General features: G+C 29.5%; 13 protein-coding genes and 1 riboswitch. All 13 genes read right to left on the bottom strand.

Translation table 11 applies throughout. The features are described from left to right. Positions 1 to 174: 174 nt before the first annotated feature. Positions 175 to 1,500 carry an NCS2 family permease gene (locus NSA58_RS06235; protein ID WP_052233171.1) on the bottom strand — a complete coding sequence of 442 codons (1,326 nt, stop codon included), beginning with the start codon at positions 1,498 to 1,500 and terminating at the stop codon, positions 175 to 177. 349 nt (positions 1,501 to 1,849) lie between these two features. Then, positions 1,850 to 2,074, bottom strand: coding sequence for a copper homeostasis protein CutC (locus tag NSA58_RS06230; RefSeq protein ID WP_242842782.1), 225 nt, complete (start codon positions 2,072 to 2,074; stop codon positions 1,850 to 1,852). Between the two features lie 347 nt (positions 2,075 to 2,421). Continuing rightward, entirely contained in the window at positions 2,422 to 3,444 is a 1,023-nt protein-coding gene (locus tag NSA58_RS06225; protein WP_074429956.1) for a BMP family lipoprotein, read from the bottom strand. Positions 3,445 to 3,544: 100 nt separating this feature from the next. Beyond that, complete coding sequence (gene guaA, locus NSA58_RS06220; RefSeq protein WP_074429955.1) at positions 3,545 to 5,080, bottom strand: glutamine-hydrolyzing GMP synthase; 1,536 nt, start codon at positions 5,078 to 5,080, stop codon at positions 3,545 to 3,547. Further along, entirely contained in the window at positions 5,080 to 6,546 is a 1,467-nt protein-coding gene (gene guaB / locus NSA58_RS06215; protein ID WP_074429954.1) for an IMP dehydrogenase, read from the bottom strand. The genes guaA and guaB overlap by 1 nt, the downstream gene beginning before the upstream one ends. Before the next feature lie 169 nt (positions 6,547 to 6,715). Further along, positions 6,716 to 6,817: riboswitch (purine riboswitch) on the bottom strand. Positions 6,818 to 7,118: 301 nt separating this feature from the next. Then, positions 7,119 to 7,862, bottom strand: coding sequence for a nickel pincer cofactor biosynthesis protein LarB (larB, locus tag NSA58_RS06210; protein WP_039681372.1), 744 nt, complete (start codon positions 7,860 to 7,862; stop codon positions 7,119 to 7,121). Between the two features lie 71 nt (positions 7,863 to 7,933). Further along, complete coding sequence (gene ggt, locus NSA58_RS06205; protein ID WP_039681373.1) at positions 7,934 to 9,748, bottom strand: gamma-glutamyltransferase; 1,815 nt, start codon at positions 9,746 to 9,748, stop codon at positions 7,934 to 7,936. Positions 9,749 to 9,906: 158 nt separating this feature from the next. Continuing rightward, positions 9,907 to 11,532 carry a chaperonin GroEL gene (gene groL, locus NSA58_RS06200; RefSeq protein WP_039681374.1) on the bottom strand — a complete coding sequence of 542 codons (1,626 nt, stop codon included), beginning with the start codon at positions 11,530 to 11,532 and terminating at the stop codon, positions 9,907 to 9,909. A 19-nt stretch (positions 11,533 to 11,551) separates the two neighbouring features. Next, on the bottom strand, positions 11,552 to 11,836 hold the full coding sequence (locus NSA58_RS06195; RefSeq protein WP_039681375.1) for a co-chaperone GroES: 285 nt from the start codon (positions 11,834 to 11,836) through the stop codon (positions 11,552 to 11,554). 229 nt (positions 11,837 to 12,065) lie between these two features. Next, positions 12,066 to 12,800: an ABC transporter ATP-binding protein gene (locus tag NSA58_RS06190; RefSeq protein WP_039681376.1), complete on the bottom strand. Its 735-nt coding sequence runs from the start codon at positions 12,798 to 12,800 to the stop codon at positions 12,066 to 12,068. Beyond that, positions 12,800 to 13,582 carry an ABC transporter permease gene (locus NSA58_RS06185; protein WP_039681377.1) on the bottom strand — a complete coding sequence of 261 codons (783 nt, stop codon included), beginning with the start codon at positions 13,580 to 13,582 and terminating at the stop codon, positions 12,800 to 12,802. Before NSA58_RS06185 ends, NSA58_RS06190 begins: the two co-directional genes overlap by 1 nt. Positions 13,583 to 13,771: 189 nt before the next feature. Beyond that, positions 13,772 to 15,250, bottom strand: coding sequence for a cardiolipin synthase (cls, locus tag NSA58_RS06180; RefSeq protein ID WP_039681378.1), 1,479 nt, complete (start codon positions 15,248 to 15,250; stop codon positions 13,772 to 13,774). 25 nt (positions 15,251 to 15,275) lie between these two features. Next, positions 15,276 to 16,154, bottom strand: coding sequence for a DNA-3-methyladenine glycosylase family protein (locus tag NSA58_RS06175; protein WP_039681379.1), 879 nt, complete (start codon positions 16,152 to 16,154; stop codon positions 15,276 to 15,278). Positions 16,155 to 16,185 lie beyond the last annotated feature (31 nt).

The following is a 16,185-nucleotide window of genomic DNA, read 5'->3' as shown; positions in this document are numbered from 1 at the left end:
GTTAAAATATATGTATTATTACGAATATTTTCGACATTTATTTATAAATTAATCGCATTTTTCATTTTCTCATTAAATACTAAAGTTTTTTAGTTTAATCTTAACCTAAAAACTTATTTATTAAAGAAAAAAGAGTTACTTAATTATTTAACAATTAAGTAACTCTTTTTAAATTTATCCTAAAAGTATGAATTTTATAATGAATAAGATTGATAAAATTATCATAGATAAGTTTACTTCATCTTTTTTATTTGTAGCTAATTTTAATATTGTATAAGATAGTATTCCGAATATTATCCCATCACCTATACTGTTTGTAAGAGGCATAAATACAAAAGTTATAAATGCTGGTATAGCATTTGTAAAATCATCAAAGTCAATTTTATTAAGTGATCCAGCCATCATAACACCAACAATTATTAATACCGCTGATGTAGCTTGAGTTGGTATAGCTACAAATAAAGGAGCAAATAATAATGATAAAATAAATAATATTCCTGTTGTTATAGCTGTTAAACCTGTTCTACCGCCTTCACCAATTCCTGAAGCACTTTCTATAAATGAAGTTACTGTTGATGTTCCAAGTAAAGCTCCTGTAGTAGTCCCTATAGCATCTGCTAGCATAGCTTCCTTAGCTTTTGGTATATTACCATTTTCATCTAAAATATTTCCTTTTTCTGCAACTCCTACTAAACAACCTACTGTATCAAATAAATCTACAAATAATAGCGTAAATACTACAATCACCATATTTAAACTGAATACTTCACTTTTATCAACTGAAAATGCTTGTAAAAATACTGGTTTTAAAGAAGGTATATCAAATGACATTATTCCTCCTGGTAAAGCAACTAATTTAAGTGCCATACCTATAATTGATATTAATACTATTGAAATTAATAATGCACCTTTTTTATTTTTAGCAACTAACACTCCTGTCACTGCTAATCCAAATAAAGTTAATATAACTAGTGGATCATGCATATTTCCTAATCCACCATCTACTATTATACTTGCATTTTTTAAACCTATATAAGCTATAAATAAACCAACACCTGCTGTTACAGCATACTTTAAGTTCATTGGTATACATTCAATTATTTTTTCTCTTAAGTTTGTTACTGTTAGTAAAATAAATATTATTCCTTCTATAAATACTGCCATAAGGGCAAATTGCCAAGAGTATCCCATTTGTAAAACTATTGTATTGGCAAAGAATACATTTAGTCCCATACCTGGAGCTAATGCAATTGGATAATTTGCCATAATCCCCATAAAAAATGTTGCTATTGCTGCTGATAAAGCTGTAGCAACAAATACTGCACCTTGATCCATACCTGTTTGAGATAATATTGATGGATTAACTACCAATATATATGCCATTGTCATAAATGTAGTTATACCTGCCATTACTTCTGTTTTTGTATCTGTATTATGTTCTTCTAATTTAAAAACTTTTTGTAATAAATTTTCTTTTTTTGAACTTGATATCATTTCCATAATTTTAATCACCTTATCCCATATATTTTTCGTTAATGTTCCGTATAAAACTTATTTTTTCTTGATAATTCCTTTTAATAATTCGTGTTCCTTAAATACTTTAATAGAATAACATTTCACATTTTCTATGTCAATATTAATACCAATTTTTCACGAACATTTTTTAATTCCTATGTCATTATTATAGTCTTTTATGGTGTAAACACGAACTTTTTATTCTTTTTGCTAATAATATGCATCAAAAAAGAGAAAGTAATATACTTTCTCCTTTTTAACTAAGCTTTTAATAAACTTACTAATTTTTTTAGTTTTTCTTCATCTATACTTTTAAAAGGATTATTATCCTCTCTTATTGCAGTTCCAAAATGCCTAAAACAATACAATTAGCACCCAAACTCTTCGCTACCTGTATGTCTCTTTTCATTATTTTCAAATCTTCTTCAGTATATACAAATCCATTAGCATGTGGTCTTATCATAACATTTACAGGTATATCTACATTTTTCATTATACTTTCCATAAGTCCATAACTTGGTGTAAGTCCACCTTCAGTTAACGCACTTACAAGCTCAATTCTATCTCCTCCACATACTTCTATAGTTTTGCATCCTCTACAGTCATTCCTATTATTTCTATCATATATCTCTTTTAAATCCCCTTTTAACTATTATTTTCACTATACAATTGTAATTTTATTATTTATGTGACTAAGTTTCAACATTTTATAAAAAATCCACTTTGCTTAAGCCACTGCGTGGCGCTATGAAATTTTAGCCAACGACCTTGCTCAAAAAACAACTTTTTTACATTTCAATATTTGTTGATATTACTTAATTTCATAAGATTTACAGAAATTTAAGAACAATATAATTTCCTACAATATAAAAAGAGATAAGAATATATCTTATCTCTAATATTTTATTAATCTACTGAATCATACTCAACTTCAGTTTCAGGAACCTTAATTTCTCCATTTTTAACTTTATCAGCCATAGTATTTACATAATCAATTATATCTTGCGGTACTAGTTTTTTAGTGGAATCTGGTATACCAACTCCATCTTCTTTTAGACCGTATACTTTTTCTTTTCCTCCAGCTAATTTTCCATTTTTAAGCTCTTTAACTGTATCATACACACCAACATTTACTTTCTTTAAAGCTGATGTTAATACGTTATCTGGAGCTAAATTGCTTTGATCTTTATCTACCCCTATAGCATATTTATTTTGTTCTTTTGCAGATTCTATTGCTCCTAATCCTGTACCTCCTGCTGCTGAAAGTATTATATCCACTTTATTTGAATACATTTGATTAGCTATTGACTTACCTTTAGCAGCATCTGCAAAAGTTCCTGCATATTGAACATTAATTTCAGCATCTTTGTTAGCTTCTTTTACTCCTGCCATATATCCATATAAGAACCTTGATATAACAGTATTATCCATACCACCTATAAATCCAACATTATTAGTTTCAGTCATTTTTCCTGCTATAAGTCCAGTTAAATAAGAAGCTTCATTTTCTTTAAATAAAATTGGTGTTACATTTTCAGGTATCTCATCATAAGTTTCATCTATTATTGCAAATTGTTGTTCTGGATAATTTTCTGCTTGAGTTTTTATATCTGCCGCCATAGTATTACCTACACCTATAATTAGGTCCATACCTTCATCTGCTAAAGTTTCTATATTTCCAAGATATTCTGATGCTTGTTTTGATTCTATTACTTTTATTTCAATTCCTAAATCTTTTTCAGCTTGTTGAAGACCTTCATATGCAGATTGATTAAATGATTCATCATTTATACCTCCAACATCAGATACCATACCTACTTTTATATTTGTTTTTTCATTTGTATCTGCTTTGCTATTATTACAGCCAACTAGATTTAAAGCTCCTAAAATTATTACTGTACTTAAAGCTATTGTCTTATTTAATTTCATATTTATTCCTCCAGTGTCATTATATTGAATGTATATGTGTGTGTTTATTAAATAAAAATTAAGGAGCAAAAGAAAAAATTCTTTTGCTCCCCAATTTATATTATTCCCATTCAATAGTTCCTGGTGGTTTTGAAGTTATATCATAAACTACTCTATTAGCTCCGTCCACTTCATTAACTATTCTATTTGATATCTTTTCTAAAACATCATAAGGCATTTTGTACCAATCTGAAGTCATTCCGTCAGAAGATGTTACAGCTCTTAAACCTACTAAATAAGCATAAGTTCTTTCGTCTCCCATAACTCCAACTGTCTTAACATCTGGTAATGTAGCAAATGCTTGCCATATTTTTTTGTAAAGACCAGCTTTTTTAAGCTCTTCCATATATATAGCATCAGCTTCTCTTAAGATATCACATCTTTCTTTTGTAACTTCTCCTATTACTCTTATCCCTAATCCTGGTCCTGGGAATGGATGTCTAAATATTAATCCTTCTTCTATACCAAGCTCTAAACCTATTTTTCTAACCTCATCTTTAAATAATTCTCTTAAAGGCTCTACTATTTGGAATTCTATATCTTCTGGTATTCCGCCAACATTGTGGTGAGATTTTATTGTAGCAGATTCTCCACCATGTCCACTTTCTACAACATCTGGATATATAGTTCCTTGAACTAAGAAGTCCATTTTTCCAAGTTTATTTGATTCTTCTTCAAATACTCTTATAAATTCTTCACCTATGATTTTTCTCTTAGCCTCAGGTTCAGTCACTCCCTTTAACTTACCTAAGAATCTATCTTCACAGTTAACTCTGATTAAGTTCATATCAAACTTATCTCTGAATATTCTTTCTACATCATTTCCTTCATTTTTTCTAAGTAAACCATGATCAACGAATACACATGTTAAGTTATCACCTATAGCCTTATGAACAAGTACTGCAGCAACTGATGAATCAACTCCACCACTTAGTGCACAAAGTACTTTTTTATCTCCTATAGTTTCTTTTAATTGTTTTATTTTATCGTTTATAAATGAATCTGTAGTCCAGTCTCCACTAACATTACAAATATTGTATAAGAAGTTTCTAAGTATTTTATCTCCTTCTAAACAATGTTCAACTTCTGGATGGAATTGGACTCCATAAAGATTTTTTTCTTTATTTTCTATAGCTGCAACTGGACAATCTGCTGTATGAGCTATAACTTCAAATCCAGGAGCTACTGCATCAACTAAGTCAGTATGACTCATCCAAACTGTATTTGTAGATATTCCTTCAAATAATTTTGACTCATGATATGTTATAGATGTTTTTCCATATTCTTTTTCAGCTGTGTTACCTTTTCTAACAACTCCACCTAGTACATGAGACATTATTTGATGTCCATAACATATACCAAGTATTGGTACACCTATTTCAAATATTTCTTTTGATATAGATGGAGAGTCTAGTAAGTATGCACTATTAGGTCCTCCAGTAAATATTATTCCTTTTGGGTTTTTAGCTTTTATTACTTCTATGTCTGTACTGTAAGGTAATATCTCACAGTAAACATTGTTCTCTCTTACTCTTCTAGCAATTAATTGGTTGTATTGACCTCCAAAGTCAATAACTAATACTAATTCATGTTTCATTACATCATATCTCCTTGCATACTGTAGTTTGGTGCTTCTTTTGTTATTGTTATATCATGCGGATGACTTTCTTTTAATGAAGCTGCTGTTATTTTAACAAATTCCGCTGTTTCTTGTAAGTCTTTTATAGTAGGCGCTCCACAATATCCCATTCCAGATCTTAGACCACCTATCATTTGGTATGTTATATCTTCTGCTTTACCTTTATAAGCAACCATTCCTTCAACACCTTCTGGAACTAATTTCTTAGCTCCATCTTGGAAGTATCTATCTTTTGAACCATCTTCCATAGCTGCTATAGATCCCATTCCTCTATAAGTTTTGTATGATCTTCCTCTATAAAGAACTGTTTCTCCTGGACTTTCATCAGTTCCAGCGAACATCGATCCCATCATACATACATTTGCTCCAGCAGCTAATGCTTTAACTATATCTCCAGAGTATTTTATTCCACCATCTGCTATTACTGGTATGCCATACTTAGCAGCAGCTTCAGCACAATCCATAACTGCTGTTACTTGAGGAACACCTATACCTGCGACAACTCTTGTTGTACATATCGATCCAGGTCCTATCCCTACTTTTACGCAGTCAGCTCCAGCTTCTATTAATGCTTCACAACCTTTAGCAGTTGCAACATTTCCAGCTATAACTTGTAAGTCTGGATACGCAGCTTTTATCTTTTTAACAGCTTCTATAACACCTTTTGAGTGTCCATGAGCACTATCTAAAACAATTACATCTACTTTTGATTCGTATAATGCTTTTACTCTATCTAATAAATCTCCAGTTATACCAACTGCTGCACCACATAAAAGTCTTCCCCCTTTATCTTTTGCAGAGTTTGGATATTGGATTTTCTTCTCTATATCTTTTATTGTTATTAAACCTTTTAAATGATTTTCTTCATCTACTATTGGTAATTTTTCAATTTTATGTTTTTTAAGAATTTGCTCAGCTTCTTCTAAAGTAACACCTTCTCTAGCTGTTACTAAATTATCTTTAGTCATAGCATCTTCTATTCTTTTAGACATATCTTTTTCAAACTTTATATCCCTGTTTGTTATTATTCCAATAAGTTTTTTATCTTCATCTATTATTGGAACTCCTGATATTCTAAATTTCCCCATTATATTGTCAGCATCTTGAATTGTATGGTCTTTTGTTAAGTAAAATGGATCCACAATTACTCCACTTTCGCTTCTTTTTACTCTATCAACTTCTGAAGCTTGTTCTGCAATAGACATATTCTTGTGAATTATACCTATACCACCTTGTCTAGCCATAGATATTGCCATTTTTGATTCTGTAACAGTATCCATACCAGCACTCATTAATGGTATATTTAATTGTATTGTCTTAGTTAAGTATGTTTGTGTATTTATCTCTTTTGGTAATATTTCAGATTTTTGAGGTATTAATAAAACATCATCAAAAGTTAATCCTTCTTTTATTATTTTAGCCATACTAATTCTCCTTTCAATTTAGCCCACTTTATATTTAAATATTTCAAATTTTTTATATAAAAAAACCTGTATAGTTTCCACCTTTTTTACTAAAAAGTGAAATCACTATACAGGTTTTAAAAATATGCTACAAAACTGCCTAAAATTAAGCAGTTAGTAAATTTTAAATATGTATAATAATTTCACTCATAGTCAAGATTTTTACGGTATCTCGGTAGAAACTCTCAGACCTTATTTCTGAGTATATACGAGTGATTTTGTTTTTAAAATTTTCGTTATTTGCCTTATGTTTGAATAATAATTTACCAAAATAATTCGCTTATGTCAACAAATTTTTACTATTTTCTTCATCAACTATTATATTTATACTCTAATAAACTTATTTAATCTACATATTTGGGTTAATTACTATAATTTAATATCATTAATATCAGTTTTATACTTTAATTAATTTACTGTTATAATATAGATACTTAACTTTTATCGATACAGAAATTGCATTTTTTAATATAATGTTTTATATGCTAGATATTTTTCTATATATGTTATCTATATCTAAGTCATACCTATTATTATTTTAATTTATTAATAGTAGATGCTAAATATCCTGCCCCAAAACCATTGTCAATGTTTACTACAGAAATACCAGAAGCACAACTATTAAGCATAGCTAGAAGTGGAGCTAATCCATCAAAATTTGCTCCATACCCTACTGATGTAGGTACCGCAATAACTGGCACATCTACTAGACCCCCTACTACGCTAGGAAGAGCTCCTTCCATACCTGCAACTGCCACAATTACTCTAGCCTTTTCAATTATCTCTCTATTATTAAGTAATCTATGAATTCCAGCAACTCCCACATCATATAATCTTTCAACTTTATTTCCAAAGAATAAAGCCGTATAATATGCTTCATCTGCCACAGGTATATCCGATGTGCCACCTGTAACAATTAAAATCGTTCCCTTACCCTTATCTTCTATTTCTTCATTTTCTATTCTTAATATTTTAGATAATAAATCATATTTTGCATGGGGATATAATTTTGAAATTTTATCAAAAGTAGTTTTCTCACATCTAGTTCCAAGTATATTACTACCTTTTTCATTCATCTTTTCTATAATCCCCAGTATATGCTCATCACTTTTACCCTTGCAGTATATTACCTCTGGATATCCATTTCTTATACTCCTGTGATGATCAATATGAGCATATCCTATATCTTCATAGGGTAAGTCTTTTAATTTTTCTAAAGCATCTTCTATTTTTAAGTTATTATTCTTAACATCCTCTAATAATTTTTTTAAATCCATAATTCCCCTCTTTGATATTCTTTTTTATATATAATTATACCTTATTATTTTATTTAAATCATAACTATTTATTAATTACCTAGAGCTTTCCCATCTCTTCTCGAATCTGCTCCACCTATTAGTTTACCATTTTTATATTGAACGCCCTGTACCCCGCCAAAATGTTTATCATAACCGTCTTCATATTTTTCAATCTTATGACCCATAGCTTCAAGTTTATTTATAGTTTCATCACTTATTCCACCTTCATAAACAATTTTATCTTTAGTGTTATCATACATTCTATAAGTATCTATAGCCTCTTGTATATCCATATCATAGTCTATAACATTACTAATAACTTGCGTTATAGTAGGAATAATCCTAGACCCTCCAGGAGAACCAAGAACCATAAGAGGAGTACTATCTTCATTTAATACTATTGTTGGGCTCATAGAACTTAAAGGTTTCTTTCCACCATCAACAGAGTTTGGTGAATCTGATTCTGGAGAAAAATCACTTATCTCATTATTTAATACAAAACCATAATCATCCACTACTAATCCTGACCCAAAAGTCCAGTTTATAGTTTGAGTTACAGCAACCATATTACCATCTTTATCTGCTACTGAATAATGAGTTGTATCTTCATGTTCATAAATCCATGGGTCATCCGCTTTATATTCTTGAGAATAATTCATATCAATTTTATCAGCTAACGCCTTGGCATAATATTTATTTAGCAATCCAAAAGTTGGTACATCAATAAACTCTTGGTCTCCCATATATTTAGCTCTATCTTCGTATACCATTTTGAATGTCTCAGACAATAGATGATATCTTTCCGGTGAATATATTCCATACTTTGAAATATCAAAATTCTCCAATATATTTAAAGATTGAATAACATGAGTTCCACCAGATGACGGTAACGGTGACGATATTATAGTTTTACCTCGATAAGTGCCTTGTAAAGGTTCTGACTCTTCAACTTTATAGTTCGCCAAATCTTCTAAAGTAATTATTCCACCATATTTTTTTGCTGTTTCTACTATAGATTTGGCCATATCTCCTGTATAAAATCCATCCTTACCCTCTTTAGATATTAGTTTCAAAGTATTAGCTAGATCTTTATTCTTATATAAATCTCCAACATTGTAATAATTCCCATCTTTATTAAGAATTAAATTTTTTAATTCTGGGTATTTCCCCATCATGTCTTTTACACTTTTCATGTCTTTTAGAAGTGTTGGCGTGACATAGAATCCATTTTGAGCCAAATTAATAGCAGGTGTCATAACTTCTTCTAATGTAAGATTTCCCGATCCATACTTTTCGAAAGCATATATTAATCCAGCCACCTGTCCTGGTACTGCTACTGACTTTCCACCACTTTTATTTTCACCATTAGCTACTTTCCCTTTAGAGTCTAAATTCCACATATATGGATTCGCTGCTGATGGTGCAGTTTCTCTAAAGTCTATATACACATTTTTTCCCTCTTTGTTTCTTATAATCATGCATCCACCGCCCGCTATTCCTGTAGCATTTGGCTCTACAACACATAAAGCAAATCCTGTTGCAATAGCCGCATCAACTGCATTACCTCCAGCTTTAATAATTTCTAACCCAGCTTGAGAAGCCTCGTATTTTCCTGAGGAAACTACAGCTCCTTTACCTGTGGCGCTTCTTCCTTCTTTAGTTAGATGATTTTCATCATCCCAAAGTTTCCATCCACTATTATCAGATACCACACCTGTAGATTCTTTTTCTATTTCTTCTATTTTTATTTCATTAGTCTTTATTTGATTTCTTTCAACTTTATCATCATTGTTGCAACCTGTAGAAAATGTCATTACTATCGTTATACATAATATTATTGCAAAAATTTTATTAAATTTTAACATGATGTCCTCCTAAAATATCAACTTCCGAAAAACTACTCAATAATTTTTATATAAAAACATATTTTATCATATTATTTGGAAAATTAAAAATAATCATGTTATATATACAAAAAAAGAGAACTCATAGAGTTCTCTCTTATTTTAAATTATTAATTATACTACATCATTCCTGGCATTCCTGCTCCCATAGCCGCAGCTTTATCTTCTTTTTCTGGAATATCAGCAACAGCAGCTTCTGTTGTCAAGAATACTCCTGCTATAGATGCAGCATTTTGAAGAGCACTTCTAGTAACCTTAGTTGGATCAACTATACCAGCTTCTATCATGTTTACATATTTTTCATTTAATGCATCAAATCCTACTTCTGGATCTTCAGCTATTACATTTTGAACTATTACAGCACCTTCAAGACCTGCATTTATTGCAATTTGTCTTAATGGTTCTTCTAATGCTTTTCTTACTATTTTAGCTCCTAGTTGTTCTTCTCCTTCTAGAGTTTCAACTAGTTTATCTAAAACTGGTATTGTACTAACTAAAGCAGTACCACCACCGGCAACTATACCTTCTTCAACAGCAGCTCTAGTTGCATTTAAAGCATCTTCTATTCTTAATTTCTTTTCTTTCATTTCTACTTCTGTAGCTGCACCAACTTTAACTACTGCAACTCCACCAGATAACTTAGCTAATCTTTCTAATAATTTTTCTTTATCGAAATCAGAAGTTGTAACTTCTACTAAATGTTTTATTTGATTAACTCTATTTTGTATATCTTCTTTTTCTCCATGACCACCAACTATAGTAGTACTATCTTTTACTACTTTAACTGAAGAAGCTCTACCTAACATTCCTAAGTCAGCCTCTTTTAAGTCATATCCTACTTCTTCTGATATTACAACACCACCAGTAAGAGTAGCTATATCTTGAAGCATTTCTTTTCTTCTGTCACCAAATCCTGGAGCTTTAACTGCAACTATTTCACAAACTCCTCTTAATTTGTTAAGTACTAATGTAGATAATGCTTCACCTTCCACATCCTCTGCTATTATTAATAGTCTCTTACCTTGTTCAACTATTTTATTTAAGATAGGAAGTAACTCTTGTATATTAGATATTTTCTTATCAGTTATTAATATATAAGGATCATTTAAAACTGCTTCCATTTTATCCACATCTGTAACCATATATGCAGAAACAAATCCTCTGTCAAATTGCATACCTTCAACAGTTTCTAATTCTGTATTCATAGTCTTAGATTCTTCTACAGTTATAACACCTTCTTTTCCTACTACTTTCATAGCTTCAGCTATTAATTTACCTATTTCATCATCTCCTGAAGATACAGCACCAACTTGAGCTATTTCTTCTTGACTTTCTATTGTTCTTGATTGTTTCTTTAATTCTTCAACTGAAGCTTCTACAGCTTTTTGTATACCTTTTCTAATTATTATTGGATTAGCTCCTGCTGTAACATTTTTTAAACCTTCTCTTATTATTGCTTGTGCTAAGACTGTAGCTGTTGTTGTACCATCTCCAGCTACATCATTTGTTTTAGTAGCAACTTGCTTAACAAGCTGAGCTCCCATATTTTCAAATCTATCTTCTAATTCTATTTCTTTTGCTATAGTAACACCGTCATTCGTTATTAGAGGTACTCCAAACATCTTGTCTAGTATAACATTTCTTCCTTTTGGTCCAAGAGTAACCTTAACTGTATCTGCTAATTTATTTACTCCAATTTCTAATGCTTTTCTTGTATCTTGCGCAAATCTAATATCCTTTGCCATCTTCATACCCTCCTAAATTTTACTCAATAACAGCTAATATATCGCTTTGTCTTAAAATTATGTATTCTTCTGAGTCTATCTTAACTTCATTTCCTGCATATTTTGAGTATATTACTTTATCTCCAACTTCAACTTCCATTTTAACTTCATTTCCATCTACAAATCCTCCTGGCCCAACTTCTATTACTTGTGCCATTTGAGGTTGTTCTTTTGCTGAACCTGGTAAAATAATACCACTTGCAGTTTTTTCTTCTGCTTCAACTTTCTTGATTACTACTCTGTCTGCTAAAGGTCTTATTTTCATAATTTATCCCTCCTAAAATAGAATTATATTATAAAATTTAGTTATTATTATTTTTTATCACTCTATATCTTAGAGTGCTAACAAGATAATAATAAACCATTTTTATAAAATTTTCAACTTATTTTTGAACCTTTATTTCTATATAAATATTTATCATTAAAGTTTAATTTTATACCATAATTATTTTGAAAAAAGCTTACACTTTCAATATTAGAAAGAGTAAGCTTAATTAATTCATAAATTCTGTGTACTTATCAAGAACTTCTTCAGGATTTCCTATCATTTTAATTACACCATCATGCATCCACATTACAGTATCACAAAGTTCTTTTAAAGTAGAAATATTATGAGAAACTATAACCACTGTTCTTTTTTTATCAGAAATTAGTTTTTTCATTTTTTTATAGCTTTTCTTTTTAAATTTTTGGTCACCTACACTTAATACTTCATCAATAAGCATTATATCTGTTTCCAATATAGCTGTGATAGAAAATGCTAACTTCGAAAACATTCCACTAGAATATGTTTTAACAGGCATATCTATAAATTTACCTAATTCAGCAAATTCTATTATTTCATCCATTTTACTTCTTATTTCTTCTTCTGAAAATCCAAGTAGCATTCCTGATAAAAGAATATTTTCTCTACCAGTTAAACTTTTATTAAATCCAACTCCTATAGATAATAATGACACTGACTTGTCATGTAAGTCTATATTTCCTTCATCTGGTGAAAATATTCCAGCCAATGCCTTTAACATTGTAGATTTTCCACTTCCATTTTTACCTATTATACCTAAAATCTGACCCTCTTTTAAATTAAATGATACGTTTTTTACAGCTTTAAATTCTGTAACTTTTGCTTTTTTCAATTTTAATAAATTCTTTTTTATAGAATAAGCTTTCATACTTTTATAAGTTATACTTAAATTATTCACTTCTATAGCTAAATTTTTGTCCCTCATTATATCACCTTCACATAACTATTTTCATTTTTATATATTGTTTTCACACCTACTATTGATATAATTAATCCCACTACTATCCATAATAAAAGAACCTTTAAAGAAGGTCTATCACCATACAATAAGCACTTTCTAAAAGAAGATAATAAAAATGCAATTGGATTACATTTCAATAAAATATCCGAATAAGGTGATGCTATACGACTTTCTATAGAATAAAAAATCCCAGTCATATAAAATACCGCCCTTAATACTATATTTACTATATTTGACAAATCCTCTATGAATACACCAAAGTGTAGTAAAATCGTCATAAAACCAAAATTTATAATCCAAAGAGTTATCATTACAGGTATTATATACAGTACGTTCCATGTTATTGAAACCCTAGAAACAATCATCATAAGAACTACTATTCCAAAGCAAATCATCATTTTAAATCCATTAACTAACATTTTAGAGAAAATCAATACAAACTTAGGTATATAAACTTTAGATACAATAGACTTATTAGCTTTCACCATCTTAACACTATTTTTCATATTTCTATTAAAAAAATCCCAAGCCATTATACCTATAAAAATAAAAATCGGAAAGTTTTCTTCCCTTGCATCAAAGACTACACCAAATATAAAAGAATATATTAGCATAAAACATAATGGTTCCAATATCCACCATACCCAGTTTAAATAAGAGCTAGCCACCTCCGCTTTTAGTTCTGATTTAGCTGAATATATGGCATACTTATAATATTTTTTAAAATCATTAATAAATCTGTCCATAATATTCTCCCCTGATATTATAAAATCTCTACATATTTTACCTTTTTATACCAATTAATTACTAATTTTATGTTAGCAGATTAAATAATGACTTTCAATTATAAAACCTTATTTTCTAATAAAGAATATTTATAATAAATTTTAATAAATTAAAAAGCATGATATTTAATATTAAAAATAACATGCCTTTTATAATAATGGGGAAAAAAGTCTTGATATAGACTCTTTAACTTTCATAAATGTATTTCTACTTTCAAACTTCATTCTTTCTAATTCTTCACTATTATCTAAATCCGCCATGAAGTCTTTTTTTATTTCTTCAATAATTTTCCTATCATATATGAAAGCATTAACTTCAAAATTCAATTTGAAACTTCTCAAATCCATATTTGCAGACCCTGTGGAAGCCATAAAATCATCTATAATTATAACCTTTGAATGTAAAAATCCTTTATTGTACAAGTATACTTTTCCACCAGACTCCAATATTTCTTGGAAGTAAGAGTATGATGCAGTATTTACAATTTTATGATCTGCAATTTTAGGAAACAGAATTATAAGTTCTACACCACTTAATGCTGCACATTTTAGAGCCTTAAGCAAGCTTTCATCTGGTATAAAATATGGAGTTTCTATATATATACTCTTTTTCGCCTGGCATATTGCATAAAAATATGCATAATGCATAGATTCCCAATCTGAATCTGGACCACTAGCTACAATTTGCATCATAGAGTTTCCTTTGATATTTAACTTAGGAAATAATTTTTCTTCTAATAATACTTCTTTAGTATTGTAATACCAGTCGGTTAAGAAAATCATCTGTAACATATAAACAGAAGTTCCTTCTATCCTTATATGAGTGTCCCTCCAGTATCCAAACTTTTTATTTTTTCCTATATATTCATCACCAATATTTATTCCACCTGTATATCCTATTTTTCCATCTATAATTACAATTTTTCTATGATTTCTGTAATTAATCTGTCCTCCTATTGGTATAGTAATCTTTCCCTTTAAGTATGGTATTATTTCTATACCATGCGTTCTCATTTCGTTAAAAAATTTCCTATGGAACCAAAACCTCCAACAACCTACATCATCATAAATTATTCTTATTTTCACTCCAGCTTTTGCTTTTTCTATTAGTTCTTTTTTTATCTGTTCTCCAATTTCACTATCTTTAATTATAAAATATTCTAAATGAATATGATCTTTTGCATTTCGTATGTCTTTTACTAAATTTTTAAATTTTTCATTTCCATCTACATAAATTTCCACATTATTATTAATCGTAAATGGAAAAATACCTGTATTAAGCAGTAAACTAACTACTCTTAACACTCTAAAATCTATATTTTCACTGTATGGCAATTTTCCTTCTTTTATCATGATACTTTGACCTTTGGCTAATTCCTTCATCTCATCCAAATTAAATAAAAGATTCTCTTTTTTCATATTATTTGCCATCTTATATGTTTTTTTCATTTTTATTTTTCTAATATTTCTTCCTAGTACAGCATAAATCAATATTCCTACTACTGGAAATAACATAAAAATCAAAATCCATATCAGTGTTTTCGAAGGATCCCTATTTTCTAATATAAGTTTTATAGAAACAATAGCACTTAGTATATAAAAGAGTGCTAAAATGACCTTTAAAACCATCCCATTATTTTCATCTCCTTAGGATTTATCTACCTATTCCTAATTCTCTTGCATAGTAGAATAAATATTGTTGAGCAAACCCCGCCAAATTTCCAAATTTATCTAATGCAAATTTTCTTATTTTAGGCAAACTTAAATTATCTTCCACATAAAATTCTTCCATAACTCTCTTTACCCAAACATCCACTGGGAATGTATCATATTTTTGCATTCCAAATAGTGTAATACAGTCTGCGACCTTTGGACCTACTCCATTAAATTTGACTAATTCTTTTATACACTCATCTGTATTTAACTTTCTATAAGATAAAACATCAACATTATTTTCACTAACATAATCAACTACACTTTTGATATACTTATCTCTAAATCCTGTTTGACAAGCTCTGATTTCTTCAACAGATGCCCTACTTAACTCCTCAGGTGTTGGAAAGGCATAATACTTTTTACCTCTATATTCACCTATAAATTTACCATATTTTTCTGATAAATTATTTATTGCTCTTTGAATCATCGGTATTCTATTATTTGCAGATATAATAAAAGATATAAGCATTTCCCATCCATCTTGCTGTAGTATTCTTATCCCTTGTCCAAATTCTGTTGCTTTTTCTAAATATTCATCCATTATTCTCAATTGATTTTTTATTTTGCCGTAGTCTCTTCCTAAATCAAAATAATCAAACCATATATTTTCAAAGTCTTCCTTATTAGTATTATCAAAAATAATTAAATCATTTTCTTTTTTTACATTTATAACTTTTCCTTGAACTACCCCTGTATATGAACCATCTTCTTGTCTAATCCATCTAAAACATTGGCCACAATCAAAAACATGTTGTGGTTCAAAATCTTCATTTATTCCTTCTAGTATAATTTGGTTATCTTTTTCTATAATGTTCATTTTTTATTTCCTTTCCTATTTATATCTATTT

It is taken from the genome of Terrisporobacter muris, from assembly GCF_024621905.1.
GTDB classification, from domain to species: domain Bacteria; phylum Bacillota; class Clostridia; order Peptostreptococcales; family Peptostreptococcaceae; genus Terrisporobacter; species Terrisporobacter muris.
This window is presented reverse-complemented; position numbering and strand designations above follow the sequence as displayed.

Coding starts and splice junctions, on each gene's coding strand:
- guaA (WP_074429955.1), bottom strand. CDS start 5,080: ATGAAACATGAATTAGTATTAGTTATTGACTTTGGAGGTCAATACAAC.
- NSA58_RS06190 (WP_039681376.1), bottom strand. CDS start 12,800: ATGAGGGACAAAAATTTAGCTATAGAAGTGAATAATTTAAGTATAACT.
- larB (WP_039681372.1), bottom strand. CDS start 7,862: ATGGATTTAAAAAAATTATTAGAGGATGTTAAGAATAATAACTTAAAA.
- NSA58_RS06185 (WP_039681377.1), bottom strand. CDS start 13,582: ATGGACAGATTTATTAATGATTTTAAAAAATATTATAAGTATGCCATA.
- ggt (WP_039681373.1), bottom strand. CDS start 9,748: ATGTTAAAATTTAATAAAATTTTTGCAATAATATTATGTATAACGATA.
- NSA58_RS06195 (WP_039681375.1), bottom strand. CDS start 11,836: ATGAAAATAAGACCTTTAGCAGACAGAGTAGTAATCAAGAAAGTTGAA.
- cls (WP_039681378.1), bottom strand. CDS start 15,250: ATGGTTTTAAAGGTCATTTTAGCACTCTTTTATATACTAAGTGCTATT.
- guaB (WP_074429954.1), bottom strand. CDS start 6,546: ATGGCTAAAATAATAAAAGAAGGATTAACTTTTGATGATGTTTTATTA.
- NSA58_RS06225 (WP_074429956.1), bottom strand. CDS start 3,444: ATGAAATTAAATAAGACAATAGCTTTAAGTACAGTAATAATTTTAGGA.
- NSA58_RS06175 (WP_039681379.1), bottom strand. CDS start 16,154: ATGAACATTATAGAAAAAGATAACCAAATTATACTAGAAGGAATAAAT.
- groL (WP_039681374.1), bottom strand. CDS start 11,532: ATGGCAAAGGATATTAGATTTGCGCAAGATACAAGAAAAGCATTAGAA.
- NSA58_RS06235 (WP_052233171.1), bottom strand. CDS start 1,500: ATGGAAATGATATCAAGTTCAAAAAAAGAAAATTTATTACAAAAAGTT.